This window comes from Terribacillus saccharophilus (assembly GCF_000725365.1).
In the GTDB taxonomy this organism is placed as follows: Bacteria; Bacillota; Bacilli; order Bacillales; family Amphibacillaceae; genus Terribacillus; species Terribacillus saccharophilus.
The window spans coordinates 2,380,486-2,398,450 of the sequence record NZ_CP008876.1; the positions used below are offsets into that span (position 1 = coordinate 2,380,486).

The following is a 17,965-nucleotide window of genomic DNA, read 5'->3' on the forward strand; positions in this document are numbered from 1 at the left end:
CCCAGGAGCATTCATTGCTCCTGGGTTAGTCATTAATGCTGCTGGGATGGAACTGGGCGTGAGTGCCGACGTTCATTATTCTTCTTAGCAGCAACTGGCTGCTGCGGACTGTGGACTGTGACCGCAAGGAAGAATGAAATGACACAAAGTACGGCGATGGCTACGAAGGTCGGCTGGAAACCTCCAAGCAGTGATGCGATGAATGAGCCTCCTAATGCACCTATTCCAAACCCCTGATAAATGACACCATAGTTTTTACTTTGATTTCTCAATCCGAAATAATCTGCGACGATAGCCGGGAAGACAGTGATGTTACCGCCAAAGAAGAATGCAATGGCTGCCACACAGACGAAGAACAATGTTGTTGATAGTTCCACCATGCTTAATACTCCAACAGCACCCGCAGTGACAAGAAGTCCTGCTGCAACCAAGTACAGTCGTTCCACTTTATCGGATAGAGCACCTAGCACGACTCTGCCAGTCGTATTACAGATAGCTACGACAGCTACGGCATTTGCTGCAGTTGCGGCAGATAGACCCGCAAGTTCCATGCCGGCATCTTTAACGATACCGATTAAATACAAGCCGCTCATGCAAGCAGTAAGGAAGATGACAAATAGAATGTATGCTTGTTTCGTATGCAACATTTCCTTGATACTGAAGTCTTTAGTTGCTGCCCCAGTAGTAGTTTCCTGTGGAAGGATGGCGTCCTTAAGGAAGAAGGCTCCTCCGCAGATTAGGATGATTGCAGCTATTCCCCAGATTAGGAATGTGCTTTGTACTCCAGCCGATGAAAGCAATGCTTGGTTAATATATTTGAAGACTAAGCTTCCTGTCCCGAAAGCACCTACTGATATACCAGATATGAGGCCTTTCTTTTCCGGGAACCATTTGATTACGTTCGAGAGTGTAGTGATATAAGCAATACCATTGGCAAAGCCGACAACTACACCTGCTAATAGATAGATGAGCCATAGTGATGTTGCAAAAGAGCTTAGTATCAGCCCGGCACCGAGCAGGATACCAGCAAAGATGACCAGCTTCTTAATTCCGAGTTTATCCTGCAGCTTTCCGCCGAAAAGAGTGGCTACTGCCAGTGCGAAACTCGTAATCGAGAAGGTGATCGCTACCGAAGATGCGCTCCAGCCATAGGCATCAGCCAATGGCTGGTTAAATAGACTCCATGTATAAATAGTACCTAGACCAATTTGGGTTATGATCGTACCTAGTACAATCAGCCAGCGATTCGTTCCTGTTTTCATGAGTTGTCCCTCATTTCATCTACGTTGTTTTGATAGTTTTATCATAGCCGTTGCAGATGTATCTGAAAGCGTTTTCTCATGAGTTGCTCTATTTCAGGAATGAATGGTCCTCAAAGGCGCATAATCTGTCGAAACTCTTTTGCTTTACTTCGGCTGACCGGAATTTGCTCACCCAGTCCTTTCATTTTGACAAGATACGTATTATGAAACCAAGGAAGAATCTCATGTATTTTTTCTGTGTTTACAATATAAGAACGATGACAGCGGAAAAATGTATCTGCTGGCAGCTGTTGTTCGAAAGTACTGATAGAACCGGGGTAGGTATATACCTCATCTTTTGTGTGTACGGTTGTCTGTTTTTCATCGGCCTCGGCATAGGCGATTTCCTTCAGATTGATTACATAGATCTTTTCGTCCTTCCAAACATTGAGCCGTGCTGGTGTTTCTGCCGGTTCTATTCGATCAATATCTGCCGATGTTTTCTGAGATTCAAGCTTCTTAAGCATTGCCGCAACGCGTTCCTCGCTGTATGGCTTCAATATATAATCGAATGCTTCAAGCTCAAATGCTTTAGCTGCATGTTCTTTATAAGCTGTGGTAAATACGATTATTGGTTTATGTTTAAATTGAGCCAAGCTTCCAGCAAGCATCATGCCATCAAGTGAAGGCAGGTTGATATCGAGGAACAGTACATCCGTCGTGTTTTCCTGAAAATACTTCAGCACATCCAATCCATCATCGAAGTGGTCAGTCACCTCGATGGAACTGTATGTATCAATTAAGTACTGCAGCTCCTCTTGTGCAGGTAATTCATCTTCTGCAATGATTGCACGTAGTGTCATGGTTATTTTCCTTCCTTCACTGGTATATCAAAGTAAATCTCCGTACCAGGATCAAGACGATTGATGGTCAGACCCTTCCCGTAAATCAGGCGGACGCGCTGATGCACGTTGGCTAGTCCAATATTTTTCACACTTGCTTCGTCCTTATACAGCTTTTCAACAATCTCCGGGTCGATCCCAACTCCAGTGTCTCGTATACTGATGCGGATATCTTTTTCCCGTGCTTTTACAGAAAGATAGACGGCACCCTGCCATTTGCGTTTCCGAACACCATGATGGATAGCATTCTCTACCAAAGGCTGCAGCAGCAGACTAGGCACTTTTATCTGCACTGGATCAATATCATAAATAATTTGGAGTTTGTCACCGAAGCGGGATTTTTCAATCTCCACATAATCTCGTACTTGTTTCAGTTCTTCTTCTATAGCGATCATTTCATCATGTAGCTCCAAGTTATAGCGCAAATAGCCAGATAAGTTATGAATCAGCTCGCGGGCACGATTCGGATCGCGTCTTGTAGTCGATGCAATTGCATTCAGCGAGTTGAAGAGGAAATGCGGGTTGATCTTCGATTGCAGAGCTTTTAGCTCAGCTTTATTGGCGGTCTCTTTGATCTGTTCAATCCGGGAAATCTCCATTAGGTTTGAGATGATCTGCGCCAGTCCGATACCAAGCGTCTGCAAAGAGTCTGTTATCCGGTTTTCCTTTTCATAATATATCTTCAATGCGCCTGTTACCTCGTCGCCTTCTTGGAAAGGAACGATAAGCAGACAGTGCATCTGCGGCAGATGATGATCATCAACTTCATTCCGGATGACAATTTGACCACTGTTAATGGCTTGTTTCGTCATTTCGCTTACAATCGATGATGTATCCTGGTAGCGCTCAGCCCCCAGACCGTAATAAGCAACCACGGTTTTCGTATCCGTTATGGCAACAGCATCTGCATCAATCTCTTCTTTAATGATTTGGCAGATACGCTGCAAGGAAGCGGGCGTGATGGACCGGAAATAAGGAAGCGTCTTATTGGCAATATCCAACGCAAGCTTTGCCTGAGCTGCAGCAATCTGTTTCTTTTCTCCTTCAATATTGTGGACGAGCAGGATGAGTAAACCGATGCTGATTTCACCTATCATCATCGGAACAGCTATTTGTTCAACAATCGAAATACCTTGAGATCTTGGTTCTCCAAGTGCAATGATCAGCAGCATGGTCAATGTCTGGCTCAAAATACCAGCGCCGATACCGATATACCACCAACGATGCTTTTTAACCTTACGATTGATAAATCCAGACGCAAATCCTGCTGTCATACTAGTAATCAAGCAGGGCAATGAAGTGATACCATCGATATCGATCAAATATCGATGCAAGCCGGATACAATACCGGTAATGATACCAACCCATGGTCCGAATAAAATACCGCCAGAAAAGATAGCCACTGTCCTTATATTAACGAGACTGCCTTCTACTTCAATCCCAGAATATGTTCCGAATATGGCAAAACTGCAGAAGACGACAGTCAGTACGCTAAGTTCCCGAACCGAATGATTTTCTTTTTGAAGGATTTCTTTAAAACCTTTAATTTTGGTCAGGAAAAATAAGATAATGAGCAGCAAGGCAGCACGCTCGAATATCGATATGATCATTTCCAAGGTTGAATGCATAGTTGTAATCCCTTTCACCTTTAGTAATAACAGTTTATCAGAAATTTGGACTGGAAGGGAATGGATGCGATTATAAAAAGATTGGTAAATGATAGATTCATTTGATGAAAAATACTGCTTGGAAATAATATGTCATAATGTATAATTAGGCTGGATTTATAGAAATGAAAGCGCTATAATTAACATAATGAAACGTCGTTCCACTATGTGGAACATGTGTATGGGCATCGGTGATGGATGCCATTATTTTTAAATAGTAATGTAAGGGGTTTCATTTAATCTGTGGGAGCCACGAAAAAAGGTAAGGAGATGATAGAAATGGAATTGCGATACGCAACTCATCCAGATCACGCCAATACATTCACTACTGAGGAATTGCGCAATCATTACTTAATTGAGGAACTTTTTGTCCCCGGTGAAATCAAGCTTGTGTACAGCATGGAGGACCGTACGATCATCGGCGGTATTCAGCCAGCCGCCAGCTCAATCGCTTTGGAGAGCTATGACGCAATCAAGGCGGATTACTTCCTGGAAAGAAGAGAAGTCGGGATTTTTAATATCGGCGGCAACGGAACAATTTCCGTTGATGGAGAAACGTACGAAATGGCGAACAAGGATTGCATTTATATCGGCAAAGGCAATCAGGAGTTACTGTTTAGCAGCACTAATGAAACAGAACCAGCTAAGTATTATCTGTTTTCTGCACCTGCACATACCACTTATCCGACTAAGCATGTTTCATTCCAGGATGTTCCTGGAGATGCGATGGGTGCGAAGGAAAGTGCGAATGAGCGCGTGATCCGCCGCATCATTCATCTGGAAGGTATTCAAAGCTGCCAGATTGCTATGGGAATCACGATTTTGGAAAGCGGCAGTGTCTGGAACAGCATGCCGACACATACCCATAACCGCCGGATGGAAGCATATCTGTATATCGATTTGGATGAAAGAGCACGTATGTTCCACTTGATGGGAGAACCGACAGAAACGCGTCATCTTGTCATGAAAAATGAACAAGCTGTCATTTCTCCGCCTTGGTCAATCCATTGCGGAAGTGCTACAAGCAACTATGCATTCATTTGGGCAATGGCTGGAGAAAACAAGACGTACACCGACATGGATCAAGTGTCGATGGATGAGCTTCGCTAAGGGGGGATAAAGATGAGTCTAACGGACTTTTCCATGAGTTATTTTGATTTGACAGGCAAGGTGGCGATTGTGACAGGCGGCAGCAAGGGACTTGGCCAGGGCTATGCAGTCGCTTTGGCAAAAGCAGGAGCTGATGTCTTCGTTGTGACACACCGAGATGATTGGGAGGAAACGAAAGCACTAGTGGAGGAAGCTGGCGGCAAGGCGCATTTCCATCAAGCTGATCTGACAGATAGAGAAAAAGTGAAGCAAGTTGTAGCAAGCTGTGTGGATGTCTTCGGCAAGGTTGATATTCTCGTGAATAACGCTGGTACAATCATCCGGACGCCGCTGCTTGAGTACAAGGAAGAAGACTGGGATAAGGTCATGGATGTTAACCTGCATGCTGTTTACCTGCTAGGGCAGGAAGCGGCTAAGGTAATGGCAGAACAGGGCGGAGGGAAAATAATCAATGTTGCCTCGATGCTGTCGTTCCAGGGTGGCAAATTCGTCCCGTCTTATACAGCAAGCAAGCATGCTGTCGCTGGGTTGACAAAAGCCTTCGCCAACGAGCTGGGCGCTTATAATATCCAGACGAATGCGATTGCACCAGGGTACGTAGCCACTGCTAATACGGCGCCGATCCGTGCGGATGAAAAACGTAATGCGGAGATTTTGTCTCGGATTCCAAGCGGCCGCTGGGCAGATCCGTCTGATTTGATGGGAGTAGTCGTATTTTTGGCAAGTCGTGCTTCTGATTATATGAATGGCCATGTATTGGCTGTTGATGGTGGCTGGCTCGCGAGATAAGCAGGTTGTAAGAATTGCGTCGGAGTTGTTTGACGGGAAAGAGAGATTGAGAGGATTGGGAAGGTGACCAAAGATCTGGAGAATCTTTGTGTATGCCACCCTCTCATTCCAATGATCTGGGCGATCACTATAAAAATAGCATATCACGTAAAGTGATTCAAACATCTCAATTTCTTTTGCTCGATTACCTATAAGGAAAGGTAAGGGATGCAAAGTGAAAATAATGAAAACGATGGAGAGAATTCCAGGCGGGCTCATGCTTGTACCGTTATTTTTAGGGGCAATCATTAATACCTTCGCGCCGAGTTCGGCGGAATACTTTGGTTCTTTCACAGGCGGACTCATGACAGGCACTATTCCGATTCTGGCAGTCTGGTTCTTCTGTATGGGTGCAGGCATCCAGCTGAAATCCACTGGTACAATTTTGCGCAAATCCGGCACACTTGTTATCACGAAGATTGCTGTTGCTTGGGTTGTAGCTATTATTGCAGCACAATTCCTGCCTGAAGGAGGCATTCAAACCGGTCTTTTCGCAGGCTTTTCCGTTCTGACACTCGTTGCAGCCATGGATATGACGAATGGTGGTTTGTATGCATCGATCATGCAGCAGTACGGATCAAAGGAGGAAGCTGGGGCATTTGTTCTAATGTCTTTGGAATCCGGCCCGCTTATGACGATGATCATTCTCGGTTCTACAGGCCTTGCTGCGTTTGAACCGCAAGTATTTGTTGGAGCAGTACTACCATTCTTAGTTGGATTCCTGCTTGGTAACTTGGATGGCGATCTTCGCGCCTTCTTCAGCAGAGCCACACAGACTATGATTCCGTTTTTCGGTTTCGCGCTGGGTAACTCAATTGATTTGGGTGTCATCTTGGAGACAGGTCTTGCAGGTATTATCCTTGGTGTACTTGTTATCGTCGTTACTGGTATCCCGCTAATGATTGCGGATAAATATATCGGAGGCGGAAATGGAACTGCTGGTATTGCAGCATCCAGTACTGCTGGTGCAGCAGTTGCCAACCCAATGATCATTGCTACAATGATTCCGGAATTCATGCCGATTGCAGAAGCAGCTACTGCACTTGTTGCAGCATCTGTAGTTGTTACGTCAATTCTCGTCCCGATTCTGACAGCTTTTTGGGCACAGCATATGAAGAAGAAGGAAAAGCAGAAAACAGACGATACAAATATCGATCCGAAAAATATCAACTCAAATACTGTATAAAACCACCGGAGAGGCATATACAGTATGTCTCTCTTTGCATAAAGGAGACGTTGACAGATGAGCAGAATTTTAACAATCGGAGAACCGATGGCACTGTTTGTTGCGGAGCAGGAAGGGCTGCTTGATGATGCCCAACGCTTTTCTCGTTTCATCGCAGGAGCAGAAGTGAATTTTTCAATCGGAATGTCTCGGCTTGGACACCAAGTGACGTATGTCACCCAGTTGGGCTTGGATCCATTCGGTCGAAACATTCATAAATTCTTACGGAAAAATAAGATAGATACGACGTACGTCAGCTATGAACCTGCCTTTGTGACCGGAATGCAATGGAAACAGAAAGTAAAAAGCGGAGATCCGGAGGTGTTTTCGGCCCGGAAGAACTCGGCAGCTTCTCACATGGATATAAAGCTGATTAAAAAAATTAAATGGACCGATTACGATCATCTTCATCTGACGGGTATTCCGCCGGCTTTGTCCAAAAGCTGTCGTGAATTGGTTTACCAGATGATGAAGGAAGCTAAGGAAAATGGACTGCAGGTCTCATTCGACCCGAATCTTCGGCCAGGTCTGTGGCCTGATAAGCAGGAGATGGCTCTGGTTATTAATGAACTGGCCAGCCAAGCGGATATTATTTTCCCTGGAATAGATGAAGGAAGACAATTGACTGGAAAAACCGATGTGCTCGATATTGCCGCATATTATCATGAAGCTGGTGTGCCAACTGTTGTGTTGAAACTGGGGGCAGAAGGAGCGTTTACGAGCTGTATGAATGGTAAGCAGTTTTATACAGAAGGATTCCCAGTGAAAGAAGTAGTCGATACGGTTGGTGCTGGGGATGGCTTTGCAGTTGGTGTTGTGAGCGGGCTGCTAGAAGGATTAGAGCTGTCTGACAGCATCGCAAGAGGAGCTGCTATCGGTGCACTTGCCGTCATGTCTCCTGGAGATAATGATGGCTTGCCGAATCGTGAAGAGCTGATACATTTTATGAAACGAGAGCCGATCGGATAAAAAAAGGAAGACCTTCCAAGCGGAAGGTCTTCTCCTCTATTTGGTATAGCCTAATGCATGGGAGATTTCCAGGCTGCAGGCTTTCATTTTATTTATCAATTCAGTGTTAACCCTGTCCATTGTTACACGATTGCTTGGACCGGAGATACTGAAGCTCGCGACAATCCGATGTTCATGGCTGAAAATGGGAGCGGCAATACAGCGAATGCCTTCTTCATTTTCGATATTGTCGAGTGCATACCCCTGTTGCCGGACTTTGTCCACTTCAGTACGCAGTTCTTCTGCCGACGTGATTGTGCGCGGCGTGCGCGGTGTAAACGTGGTGGAAGCAGCTATTTCTTCCAGCCGGCCAGCCGCCATGCCTGATAAAAGGATCTTTCCGACTGCTGTACAGTACATGGGCGCTCTATTGCCTATGCGTGAGTACATGCGGATTGTCTGGTTGCTTTCAAGCTTATCAATGTAGACAATCTCACCTTTATCTTCGATGCAAAGGTGCACAGTCTCATTGACATCTGCACACAGGTGCTTCAGATAAGGCTTGGCTACATTGGCGATGTTGTTGTTATTCAAGACACTGCGAGCAACAAAAAGTGTTTGTAAACCTACTTTATACTTGTCTGATTCCAGATCCTTTGCCACATAGTTCATGTCCACAAGTGTTGCCAGAAGCCGATGTGTCGTACTCTTCGATAAATCTACCAGCTTGGTCAGCTTCGCAATCGGCAGGCCATCAGGATAATCGGAAAGCGTATTCAAAATAGTTAAGGCACGTTCGAGTGATTGCACATTAGACATAGATATTACTCCGTTTCTATTGCATTCATTGCTTACTTCTATGATACGGGAACGGCTGGAGTTTGTAAATTCAGTACACAAATGGAGGGAAACCAAATGAGGAAAGCAGAAGTTTTAGCTAAGCTTACTGATCAAGCTATCGTAGCTGTAGTTCGTGCGGATTCGCCGGAGCAGGCCATCCAAATTTCCGATGCATGTATCGAGGGTGGTCTTACAGGAATTGAAGTGACATTTACTGTTAAGGATGCAGATCAAGTGATCAAACAGCTCTCTGCCCAGTATAGCGAAAACCTTGATGTGGTCGTAGGTGCAGGGACAGTGCTGGATAGTACGACAGCGCGTTTAGCCATACTCGCAGGAGCCAGTTTCATTGTGAGTCCGACCTTTGATGCTGAAACTGCAAGGTTATGTAATCTTTATCAAGTTCCTTACTTGCCAGGGTGTATGACAATCGGGGAAATAAAGCAGGCGATGGAAGCAGGAGCTGATATTATCAAGCTCTTCCCGGGAAGTGCTTTTGGTCCAAGTTTTATCAAAGCGGTCAAAGCTCCACTTCCACAGGCAAATATCATGCCAACAGGCGGAGTAGACTTGGAGAATGTCGGCGATTGGCTGAAGAATGGGGCGGTGGCTGTTGGAGTCGGCGGCAATCTTGTAGCACCAGCAAGCACGGGAGACTATGACAAAATTACATCGATTGCACAACAGTATATCCAAAAGGTGAAAGAAGCAAAAGCAGATCGTGTGAACATTTGAACATGGGTCAAGCTGCCTTGCACATAAACTGAACACGGAGGAAGGGGGCTTGCTTCGTGTCAGCAAAAAAGCGGGAAATTGTAATCGTTGTTGTGAAAGCAACTGCTATTTATTCATTTGTCATAATTGATATTGCCGCAGGTACGGGATTGTACCTGACTGCAAAGCTACTGGGATCAGGAGTGATTATTGCTTCTATTTGCAGTATGGCGGGAGTAGAGGGTATAAAAAGGGGCCCTGCATTAGTACGTAATTTAACCGGAAGAGAACGTTAAAAGCATGGTAGAATATAAGATATATGGAAAAGTAAGGGGATAAAATCTCCTGCTGTACTTTGAAGGGGGCGTTCATTATGAAAATTACTAGAAAGAATTCAGACAGAGCAAATAAAAAAGGGGAGCGTCCAACTAACAAAGTCGCATAGCGTTCCCCTAATCTTGGAAGGGGAATTATTTTGGAACAAAATAAGGTAAGTCTTACAGAACTAGATGCAAACAACTGGTACGAATGCTGCCAGCTGAATGTATCTGAGGAGCAGGAAGCATTCATAGAATCGAATGCAATTTCCATAGCACAATCAAAATTTGTAACTACGTTAAGTCCATACGCCATTAGTTTGAATGATAAGATCGTAGGTTTCCTAATGTTTAATACGGTTAAGGAAGAACTCGATGGCTATTGGATTTATCGAATAATGATCGATAAAGACTATCAAAGCAAAGGTATAGCGAAAATAGCAGTACAATTGATGATCTCAAAAATAGCAGAATTACCAGATGCTGATAAGGTGGTTGTCGGTTACCATCCTGATAATAAGGCTGCGCATCATTTATACTCCAGCGTTGGTTTTGTTGATAACGGAGATAGATTCGGAAAAGAAATGGCAGTCATTATAAATTTAAATTAAATAAAAATAAGAAGGGATGCAAATAATGCATTCCTTCTTATTTTGCTTTGGTTTCATCCACCTGCATATTACCGACCGTAAAATAGAATGGTGCCGGAAATGGAGGTTTCTTTCCCCTTTTAAGCCTGGTGCTCGCTTCATTGAGCCAATAGATAGATTTATTGATAGCCGAGAAAAAGACGACTAATTCGCCACTATCGTCTACGCAAAGACAGGATCCGAATATACCATTCTGATACCAGGATTCTCCGATGTCTGCTTTAATCAGCAGCCTCGGTTCTTCTGACCAGTCTGCTCTTGTGAAGCTAGCTGTTTTGCTTTTAAATAACCAAAGGTCCTGTGGCTGATAAGTATCCTCGCCAAAAGCATTGCCGCAGCGACTGACGAGTAAGTAGTACATATCATGAATTCTTTTCGGCCTTGCATGCGTGAAGGCGTCCTCTCGAGTGAAAAACAGACGTGGCTTCGTCCATGTATCAAGACCATTCTTGCTTTCGGCAGCGTATACCTCGTGCATCGGGATATCTCCTTTGCCGGGCTCATGTGGTGTTGCCGCAAACCACATCTTCCATTTTCCTTCATCGTAAATCACTTTGGGGGCAAGTACACTATCGTTTCGTACAGTGCCGACCATCACTGGTTTTGGGTAGCGAAACCATCTGCCATGCCTCATTTCCAAACAGCCGATCGAATACGGAGATTCATTTCCTAAGACATTGCTCGCGCTTCGACCGGTGTAGTAGATGCGGCGAACAGGCTCTCCATCCACTTCTCCCTCGACATAACAAGGTTCATGCAATCCGTACCGATCCCAAGCGGCTTCCTTTGGCTGAGGCAGCAAGGGCTTCGCTTTGTATGGCTTCCCTGGGTAAGTTGAAATTCTCCAGGCATTAGCTGTCGTCAGCGGAGCGCCTTTTGGAAGACTTGCACTGAATAGATTATTTTTAAAATTGCGCTGGAACCCACCGAAAAACATCCACCACTGATCATCAATCTTTTGTACGCTCGGATCACCTAAACCTAGCAAATTGCGGATGGGTTTATAGCCATCCAGCATGGAATATAATAGATTCGGTTTTGTATCCATCCTAACCACCTCACTAGCAAGCAGTATGGACGGAAGAAGCATCAAACATACCAAGTATTATAGTCTTGCTATACAGGAGTTAAGCTTTCCTCTCCAGCCATGATCCCTCCGATATTTTTTGATCGATAAAGTCTAAAACAATTTGCAATTGAGCCATCTGATTTTTTAACTTTTCCTTGTGTTGGACCATACCAGCAATTAACTCAGGATGTTCATGCATATTGTTTGTTTCGGCAATATCTAGATAAGATTTCAATTCTTCTAATGTGAGCCCAGCTTTTTTCATACAAATTATTAATTTCATTCGTTCAATGTCCGTCGGCAAAAAAGAGCGATGACCATTTGGCAGCCGATTAATCGCAGAAAGTAATCCGGCTTTCTCATAAAAACGAATTGTATCGATACTTAAACCGGAAAGCGTACTTGCTTGTTTGATCGTATACATACGTCCGCCTCCTTCTTATATAAGCTTATTGTAAGACCTGAAGTTAACTCCAGGTCAAGAGAAATATTTTGTGTTGACCTGGAGTGAGCTCCATCTTATATACTACAGCCATTGACGAATGGAGGAGAAAGAAATGACAGAAAGAAAGAAAAAAGTAGCACTTGTTACAGGCGCAAATAGCGGGATAGGCTTGGAGCTGACGAAGAAATTGATTGAAAATGGCTGGGAGGTTGTCGCATTGATTCGTTCGGGATTCCCGGAAGAAGAATTAAAGCTTCAACAGAAAATCCGTCAGCGTGAAATCAGGATCTATCGCACCGATTTATCAGATTTCACGAAGCTAAAATATTCGTTGGGACAAATAAAGGAGCAGGAACCAAAGCTCGATGCGCTTTTCAATAATGCAGGAGGCAGTTTTCCAGAGCTTCTCTTTTCACCGCAGGGGCGTGAGCTTCATTACGAAGTGCAAACAGTAGTCCCATACATTATTACCATGGAGCTATTAGAGCTATTAAAAAAGGGATCACCAGGTATGGTTATCCAGACAAGTTCAGATGCATTCAGATTCAGGAAAACATTTGAACCCGACGAATTGGCAAAATCGAAAAAGTTTCAGAAGCTTACGGGTCCATATACATCAACGAAGCTAGCTATTACGCTTTGGACGCATGCATTGGCGCCAGAAATGAAAAAACAAGGCATCACGATGGTTAGTGTTGATCCAGGAAATAACAATACAATGCGAAAAGGTAGAAACGGGGGATTGCCGCTGCTTATCCAGCCATTCATCCGCCTCTTTGGTCCGCATCCAAGTGTCGGAGCAGGCAGATTGTACGCAGGATTAGAAAGTTCTCCAGATGATGCTGGGCTGTATTTTACAAAAGGCAAGCCAACAGAGTACAAATTTAAACAACATGCTTCCCAAGTACTTTTCCAAGTAAGAACTGTATATGAAAAAGAATTCATCTCTCTGTAAAAGGGTCCAATTAGGACCCTTATTTTTTCTGGAGCTGTTGAGGTGTTTTCAACCGGCGGATGATTAACCAACCTAGTAAGGAGCCAGTAATGGAACTGGCAAGAAAACCTGGGACAAATGCCAATGCTCCAGCTTTTTGGCCCATGATTATATTAGCGATTGGGACCGAGAGCAATGACCCAAGTACTCCAGTGCCTATCATCTCCCCAATCGCAGCTGCACCTTTCCGGCGGAAGAATCGGTAAAACAATCCAGCAAATAAGGCACCTAGCATTCCTCCCGGAAAAGCTAGCAAACTCCCAAGACCGAGCATATTGCGGACAAGCCCGATGAGGAAGGCAACGACAACTGCGGGGCCAGGACCGAGCAGTACAGCGGTAATGACGTTAACAGCATGCTGGACAGGAAAAGCACGTGCAACTCCTGTCGGAAACCAGAGAAACTGTGCTCCCAGCACTCCGATTGCGACTAGGATAGCCATAAGCGTGAGTTTTTTCGTTTTCATTTCTATCTCCTTACTTATATTTATGTATTCTTCTTTCATTATAAAATTAAATGCCAGTAATTTGGAAGAGAAGTATTTATAAGGTGATTACAATAATTTTGTTTGAAGAAAAAGGATTAGACATTAAAATAAACAGAATTATCAAACATTATTTACAATCTAATATCTCCTGTAAATAGATGATAATCGGTGAATTTTTAAGATAACTTACTTTTAAGTCGTCTTTTTCAGGCTGTTTGACTGAATACGATGCCAAATCATCTGCTATTTAGATTTTCTGCAGATTTACTATCCATCACAACGAGCGTAGAATAAGGTTCATCTTCCAAGTGTAACCAAACAAAATTGCATAGATTTCGTAATCGCTTAATTCCTGAATCCAGGAAGCGGGGGAACCAACCGTAACTTTTGTTACATGGGGTGAATCTCTGAAAAGAGTAGGGCTACTCTCTGGCCCGAATCCGTCAGCTAACTTCGTAAGCGTTCGAGAGGAAGCCAAAAATGTGATAGGCACACGTTTATTTCGTTATGCCCAGAAGTCACAGAAGAGGGCCCTCTTCTGTGACTTCTTTTTTATGCACTTTTTTAGGGTGTAAGCAGAGAATCAAGGAGGATTAGCATGGATTTACTATACATCGGATTGAGTTTATCGCTTTTCGGAGGCATGGCTGTGTTACTGGCAGCCTTCGCACAGATTGCTGAGAAAGAAGGGACACGATAATGATTCAGATTGGCTTGCTTGTACTAAGTGTTGCGGTCATCGGTTATTTGGTCTACGCCTTGTTTTATCCGGAAAAATTCTAACGAAGGAAGGTTCACGTGATGATCGTTTCGCTAATTGCTCTGATTTTGGTACTCGTTTTGATTGGAGTTTCGCTGAAGCCTATGGGCTTATATATGGCCGCTGTATTTTCAGATTCGCGGCTGGATCGGTTTTTTCTGCCGGTGGAAAACATCTTATATAGCATTTCTGGCATCAAAAAACAGAAGCAAACGTGGAAACAATATGTGTTTTCGATGCTCTTGCTGAATATGGTATTGCTAGTGTTCATTTATGCGGTGTTCCGCCTGCAAGGTATTCTGCCGCTAAATCCTTTGGATATTGCGGGAATGGATCCAGCCTTAGCTTTTAATACGGCTGTCAGTTTTATCACAAACACTAATTTGCAGCATTATAGCGGGGAATCTGGTTTATCTCTATTTTCACAGTTAACTGCCATCTTGTTCATGATGTTCGCAGCACCCTCTACGGCGCTTGCGGTCGCAATAGGATTCATCCGACTCCTAGGAGGTAAGCCGATCGGGAATTTCTTCGAGGATTTCTTAAGGGCGCTGGTACGTGTGCTGCTTCCGATTTCCTTCATCGCAGCAATCATATTCGTTGCACTTGGCGTGCCGCAAACATTCTCAGGAGCGGTGCATGCAACAACGATAACAGGTGCAGAACAAAGCATTCTGCGCGGACCGATTGGAGCATTTCTTTCTATCAAGGAGTTGGGTAATAACGGCGGTGGATTCTTTGGTGTCAATTCTGCTCACCCATTCGAGAATCCCAATGCCTATACGAATCTGCTGCAATGCTGGTTGATGCTTTTGTTACCCGCATCCTTGCCGTTCACATACGGCAAAATGACAGGAAAGCCGAAGCAGGGAGTAATGCTTTTCGGTGCAATGGCAGCTGTATTTCTTGTCATGCTTGCAGCTGGGATCGCGGCAGAGATGCAAGGCAATCCTTTGCTTCAGGGGGCGATGATGGAAGGAAAGGAAACTCGCTTTGGAGTTATCGGAAGTGTATTTTATAGCATTGTCACAACCGCTGCAGAAACCGGTGCTGTAAATACGATGCACGATACACTTAGCCCGCTTACAGGTATGCTCGCTCTTGGAAATATGCTATTAAATACAGTTTTCGGCGGGGGGGGGACTGGATTTATGAATGTCATCCTTTATGTGATGATTGCAGTCTTCATTGCTGGCTTAATGGTAGGACGCACACCAGCATTCCTTGGTAAAAAGCTTGAGGGAGCTGAAATGAAACTGCTAGCGATCACACTGCTCGTCCAGCCAATACTGATCCTGCTTGGTACAGCTATTGCAATGTACTTTCCAGCAGGTAACGAAGCAATATCAAACCCTGGGTATCATGGTCTGACGCAGGTACTGTATGAGATTACATCATCAGCAGCTAACAACGGTTCAGGGTTTGAAGGATTGGGGGACGCTACTACATTCTGGAATGTCCTTACAGGGATTATTATGTTTCTGGGACGCTATATTTCTATCATCACCCTTATCGCTGTCGCAGCATCACTAGCGAGGAAAACAGCTGTCCAAGAGAGCAAGGGAAGTTTACGGATAGACAGCCCTCTATTCGCAAGTTTATTAGTCGGTACCTTCTTCCTGGTCGGAGCACTGACATTCCTGCCTGTCCTGGTTCTTGGCCCGATTGCAGAATACGTAACTTTATAGGAGAGTGACTTGATATGCTAGCACATACAGCAGGGAAAGATGACATTCCCTCAACAGGCTTATTTACAAAGAAAATCTTGAAGGATGCTTGCGTGGATGCAGTAGTGAAATTACATCCTGCATATATGGTTCGGAATCCGATTCTTTTCATCGTTGAACTAGGATTTTTAGTGACATTAATGCTCGCGGTTTTTCCTGGCGAACATTCCCGGACAATGGGTAGCGGGTTTTACTGGAGCGTTTCAGCAATTCTGCTGCTGACAGTGCTGTTCGCGAATATAGCGGAGGCGGTGGCTGAAGGAAGAGGGAAGGCTCAAGCGAATACGCTGAAGCAGACCAAACAGGATACCGCTGCCAGACGTCTCCTCCGGGGAAAAGAGGAGACCATCTCATCAGCTGATCTTCGAAAAGGTGATGTTGTACTTGTAAAGGAAGGAGAGGTCATCCCTGGGGACGGAACCATTATTGCAGGTATGGCTAGTGTGGATGAATCAGCAATTACCGGTGAATCTGCTCCCGTGCTAAAGGAAGCGGGAGGCGATTTTAGCTCAGTAACAGGCGGTACAACAGTAGTCAGTGATGAGCTTACGATTGAAATCACCAGTCAGCCAGGGGAAAGCTTCCTTGATCGGATGATTGCACTTGTGGAAGGGGCAGACCGTAAGAAAACACCTAATGAAATAGCTTTAAACACGGTGTTGATTAGCTTGACGATTATTTTCATGCTCGTAGTTATTACGTTGCCGTTTTTCACAAATTATATTGGCTTTTTCATTGATACAGGCATGCTTGTTGCGCTGCTTGTCTGTCTGATTCCAACAACGATTGGCGGTCTGCTCAGTGCAATCGGAATCGCCGGGATGGACCGGGTAACACGCTTTAACGTTTTGGCGATGTCGGGTCGAGCTGTGGAAGCTGCCGGAGATATCGATACAATCATCTTGGATAAGACCGGTACCATTACTTTCGGAAACCGGATGGCCGCTGATTTCATAACCGTGGCAGCTGCCTCTAAGACTGCTTTGATGCAAGCGGCAGTTATTACATCCTGGAAAGATGAAACACCAGAAGGACGTTCCGTGCTTAGCTTGGCTGAAGAGCAGGGCATAGCAATGGATCGGGAGAAATGGGAAGAAGCGACATTCGTGCCTTTCCAAGCGCAAACAAGAATGAGCGGCATGGATTTGGCTGATGGCGGCAGTTATCGGAAAGGTGCTGTGGAAGCAGTCAAAGCATGGGTGCTGGAGCGCGGTGGTAAGATTCCGGAAGATTTGCAGGAAGAAGCCGATCATATCGCGAGAATGGGGGGCACTCCTTTAGCCGTTGCAGTAGATACGGAGCTCCTGGGACTAATTTATTTAAAGGATACCGTCAAACCAGGCATGAGGGAACGCTTTGACGAGCTGCGGAAGATGGGTATCAAAACAGTTATGTGTACCGGAGACAATCCGCTTACCGCAGCAACCATAGCGAAAGAAGCCGGTGTTGATGATTTTATTGCAGAAAGCACACCAGAGGACAAGATTGACGTAATCAAACGGGAGCAAGCACAAGGAAAGCTTGTAGCGATGACGGGAGACGGAACGAATGATGCTCCGGCATTGGCACAAGCAGATGTCGGGCTTGCGATGAACAGTGGAACGACGGCTGCGAAGGAAGCGGCCAATATGATTGATCTAGATTCTGATCCGACGAAAATCATTGAAGTAGTAGCAATCGGCAAACAGCTGTTAATGACTCGAGGAGCATTGACAACTTTCAGTATAGCTAATGATGTAGCCAAATACTTTGCTATCATTCCAGCGTTGTTCGTGCTTGGCATTCCGGAAATGAATGTCTTAAATATTATGCAGCTCGAGTCACCGACAACAGCGATCCTGTCAGCACTTTTATTCAATGGCTTGATCATTCCTGCGCTAGTACCGCTGGCGGTAAGAGGTGTTGCGTATAAGCCCGTTTCCGCAGATAAGCTACTAAGGAAAAATCTGTTTGTATATGGACTTGGTGGTGTTGTTGTCCCGTTTATCGGAATAAAAGTGATTGATATGCTGTTAAGTCTGTTTCTATAGGAGGCAAAAGA

The 17,965-nt window shown here is 44.7% G+C and carries 18 protein-coding genes and 1 riboswitch; of the genes, 11 read left to right on the forward strand and 7 right to left on the reverse strand.

The window, feature by feature from the left end; genetic code table 11:
* Positions 1 to 32 precede the first annotated feature (32 nt).
* The 3 genes from GZ22_RS12070 to GZ22_RS12080 all read right to left on the reverse strand — a co-directional run bounded on the left by GZ22_RS12070 (position 33) and on the right by GZ22_RS12080 (position 3,771).
* Positions 33 to 1,262, reverse strand: a complete 1,230-nt coding sequence (locus GZ22_RS12070; protein ID WP_038562866.1) for an L-lactate MFS transporter — start codon at positions 1,260 to 1,262, stop codon at positions 33 to 35.
* A gap of 110 nt (positions 1,263 to 1,372) precedes the next feature.
* Entirely contained in the window at positions 1,373 to 2,104 is a 732-nt protein-coding gene (locus GZ22_RS12075) for a LytR/AlgR family response regulator transcription factor (RefSeq protein WP_038562869.1), read from the reverse strand.
* 2 nt (positions 2,105 to 2,106) lie between these two features.
* Positions 2,107 to 3,771, reverse strand: a complete 1,665-nt coding sequence (locus GZ22_RS12080) for a sensor histidine kinase (RefSeq protein ID WP_084160738.1) — start codon at positions 3,769 to 3,771, stop codon at positions 2,107 to 2,109.
* Between the two features lie 318 nt (positions 3,772 to 4,089).
* On the opposite strand from GZ22_RS12080, the gene kduI reads away from it, so the two are divergent.
* The 4 genes from kduI (at position 4,090) to GZ22_RS12100 (ending at position 7,942) form a co-directional block, all read left to right on the forward strand.
* Complete coding sequence (gene kduI / locus GZ22_RS12085) at positions 4,090 to 4,920, forward strand: 5-dehydro-4-deoxy-D-glucuronate isomerase (RefSeq protein WP_038562872.1); 831 nt, start codon at positions 4,090 to 4,092, stop codon at positions 4,918 to 4,920.
* 12 nt (positions 4,921 to 4,932) lie between these two features.
* A complete protein-coding gene (kduD, locus tag GZ22_RS12090) occupies positions 4,933 to 5,709 on the forward strand; it encodes a 2-dehydro-3-deoxy-D-gluconate 5-dehydrogenase KduD (RefSeq protein WP_038562874.1) in 777 nt (258 codons plus the stop codon).
* A 214-nt stretch (positions 5,710 to 5,923) separates the two neighbouring features.
* Complete coding sequence (kdgT, locus tag GZ22_RS12095; protein ID WP_051748248.1) at positions 5,924 to 6,934, forward strand: 2-keto-3-deoxygluconate transporter; 1,011 nt, start codon at positions 5,924 to 5,926, stop codon at positions 6,932 to 6,934.
* A 57-nt stretch (positions 6,935 to 6,991) separates the two neighbouring features.
* The gene (locus tag GZ22_RS12100; RefSeq protein WP_038562877.1) at positions 6,992 to 7,942 is read left to right on the forward strand and encodes a sugar kinase; all 951 of its coding nucleotides are present in this window, start codon (positions 6,992 to 6,994) and stop codon (positions 7,940 to 7,942) included.
* 36 nt (positions 7,943 to 7,978) lie between these two features.
* Here GZ22_RS12100 and GZ22_RS12105 read toward each other — a convergent pair whose 3' ends face one another.
* Complete coding sequence (locus tag GZ22_RS12105) at positions 7,979 to 8,821, reverse strand: IclR family transcriptional regulator (protein WP_245609662.1); 843 nt, start codon at positions 8,819 to 8,821, stop codon at positions 7,979 to 7,981.
* A 15-nt stretch (positions 8,822 to 8,836) separates the two neighbouring features.
* On the opposite strand from GZ22_RS12105, the gene GZ22_RS12110 reads away from it, so the two are divergent.
* The 3 genes from GZ22_RS12110 (at position 8,837) to GZ22_RS12120 (ending at position 10,403) form a co-directional block, all read left to right on the forward strand.
* Entirely contained in the window at positions 8,837 to 9,496 is a 660-nt protein-coding gene (locus GZ22_RS12110) for a bifunctional 4-hydroxy-2-oxoglutarate aldolase/2-dehydro-3-deoxy-phosphogluconate aldolase (RefSeq protein WP_038562882.1), read from the forward strand.
* 56 nt (positions 9,497 to 9,552) lie between these two features.
* A complete protein-coding gene (locus GZ22_RS12115) occupies positions 9,553 to 9,771 on the forward strand; it encodes a hypothetical protein (protein WP_051748250.1) in 219 nt (72 codons plus the stop codon).
* Between the two features lie 179 nt (positions 9,772 to 9,950).
* Positions 9,951 to 10,403 (forward strand): GNAT family N-acetyltransferase, encoded by a 453-nt coding sequence (locus tag GZ22_RS12120; protein ID WP_038562885.1) that lies wholly within the window; start codon positions 9,951 to 9,953, stop codon positions 10,401 to 10,403.
* Between the two features lie 37 nt (positions 10,404 to 10,440).
* On the opposite strand, the gene GZ22_RS12125 is transcribed toward GZ22_RS12120, so the two are convergent.
* Both GZ22_RS12125 and GZ22_RS12130 read right to left on the reverse strand, forming a co-directional pair.
* Positions 10,441 to 11,490 carry a hypothetical protein gene (locus GZ22_RS12125; RefSeq protein WP_038562888.1) on the reverse strand — a complete coding sequence of 350 codons (1,050 nt, stop codon included), beginning with the start codon at positions 11,488 to 11,490 and terminating at the stop codon, positions 10,441 to 10,443.
* Between the two features lie 79 nt (positions 11,491 to 11,569).
* A complete protein-coding gene (locus tag GZ22_RS12130; protein WP_038562890.1) occupies positions 11,570 to 11,935 on the reverse strand; it encodes a MerR family transcriptional regulator in 366 nt (121 codons plus the stop codon).
* Between the two features lie 133 nt (positions 11,936 to 12,068).
* Between GZ22_RS12130 and GZ22_RS12135 the strand changes: the two genes are divergently transcribed.
* Positions 12,069 to 12,911, forward strand: coding sequence for an SDR family NAD(P)-dependent oxidoreductase (locus GZ22_RS12135; protein ID WP_038562892.1), 843 nt, complete (start codon positions 12,069 to 12,071; stop codon positions 12,909 to 12,911).
* A 19-nt stretch (positions 12,912 to 12,930) separates the two neighbouring features.
* Here GZ22_RS12135 and thiW read toward each other — a convergent pair whose 3' ends face one another.
* Positions 12,931 to 13,416 (reverse strand): energy coupling factor transporter S component ThiW, encoded by a 486-nt coding sequence (gene thiW, locus GZ22_RS12140; protein ID WP_038562894.1) that lies wholly within the window; start codon positions 13,414 to 13,416, stop codon positions 12,931 to 12,933.
* Positions 13,417 to 13,769: 353 nt separating this feature from the next.
* A riboswitch (cyclic di-AMP (ydaO/yuaA leader) is annotated at positions 13,770 to 13,914 on the forward strand.
* Between the two features lie 222 nt (positions 13,915 to 14,136).
* Here thiW and kdpF point away from each other — a divergent pair.
* Genes kdpF through kdpB form a run of 3 tightly spaced genes read left to right on the forward strand, consistent with a single transcriptional unit; the run spans position 14,137 to position 17,954 of the window.
* Entirely contained in the window at positions 14,137 to 14,220 is an 84-nt protein-coding gene (gene kdpF / locus GZ22_RS19115; protein WP_084160739.1) for a K(+)-transporting ATPase subunit F, read from the forward strand.
* Positions 14,221 to 14,238: 18 nt separating this feature from the next.
* The gene (gene kdpA, locus GZ22_RS12145; protein WP_038562897.1) at positions 14,239 to 15,885 is read left to right on the forward strand and encodes a potassium-transporting ATPase subunit KdpA; all 1,647 of its coding nucleotides are present in this window, start codon (positions 14,239 to 14,241) and stop codon (positions 15,883 to 15,885) included.
* A 14-nt stretch (positions 15,886 to 15,899) separates the two neighbouring features.
* Complete coding sequence (kdpB, locus tag GZ22_RS12150) at positions 15,900 to 17,954, forward strand: potassium-transporting ATPase subunit KdpB (protein ID WP_051748251.1); 2,055 nt, start codon at positions 15,900 to 15,902, stop codon at positions 17,952 to 17,954.
* The last annotated feature ends 11 nt before the right edge of the window (positions 17,955 to 17,965 follow it).

What these genes read in the sequence shown, in the direction of transcription:
- GZ22_RS12075 (WP_038562869.1), bottom strand. Translation starts at nt 2,104, where the DNA reads ATGACACTACGTGCAATCATTGCAGAAGATGAATTACCTGCACAAGAG.
- GZ22_RS12100 (WP_038562877.1), top strand. Translation starts at nt 6,992, where the DNA reads ATGAGCAGAATTTTAACAATCGGAGAACCGATGGCACTGTTTGTTGCG.
- GZ22_RS12110 (WP_038562882.1), top strand. Translation starts at nt 8,837, where the DNA reads ATGAGGAAAGCAGAAGTTTTAGCTAAGCTTACTGATCAAGCTATCGTA.
- kdpF (WP_084160739.1), top strand. Translation starts at nt 14,137, where the DNA reads ATGATTCAGATTGGCTTGCTTGTACTAAGTGTTGCGGTCATCGGTTAT.
- kduI (WP_038562872.1), top strand. Translation starts at nt 4,090, where the DNA reads ATGGAATTGCGATACGCAACTCATCCAGATCACGCCAATACATTCACT.
- thiW (WP_038562894.1), bottom strand. Translation starts at nt 13,416, where the DNA reads ATGAAAACGAAAAAACTCACGCTTATGGCTATCCTAGTCGCAATCGGA.
- GZ22_RS12125 (WP_038562888.1), bottom strand. Translation starts at nt 11,490, where the DNA reads ATGGATACAAAACCGAATCTATTATATTCCATGCTGGATGGCTATAAA.
- GZ22_RS12130 (WP_038562890.1), bottom strand. Translation starts at nt 11,935, where the DNA reads ATGTATACGATCAAACAAGCAAGTACGCTTTCCGGTTTAAGTATCGAT.
- kduD (WP_038562874.1), top strand. Translation starts at nt 4,933, where the DNA reads ATGAGTCTAACGGACTTTTCCATGAGTTATTTTGATTTGACAGGCAAG.
- kdpA (WP_038562897.1), top strand. Translation starts at nt 14,239, where the DNA reads ATGATCGTTTCGCTAATTGCTCTGATTTTGGTACTCGTTTTGATTGGA.
- kdpB (WP_051748251.1), top strand. Translation starts at nt 15,900, where the DNA reads ATGCTAGCACATACAGCAGGGAAAGATGACATTCCCTCAACAGGCTTA.
- GZ22_RS12135 (WP_038562892.1), top strand. Translation starts at nt 12,069, where the DNA reads ATGACAGAAAGAAAGAAAAAAGTAGCACTTGTTACAGGCGCAAATAGC.
- GZ22_RS12070 (WP_038562866.1), bottom strand. Translation starts at nt 1,262, where the DNA reads ATGAAAACAGGAACGAATCGCTGGCTGATTGTACTAGGTACGATCATA.
- GZ22_RS12080 (WP_084160738.1), bottom strand. Translation starts at nt 3,771, where the DNA reads ATGCATTCAACCTTGGAAATGATCATATCGATATTCGAGCGTGCTGCC.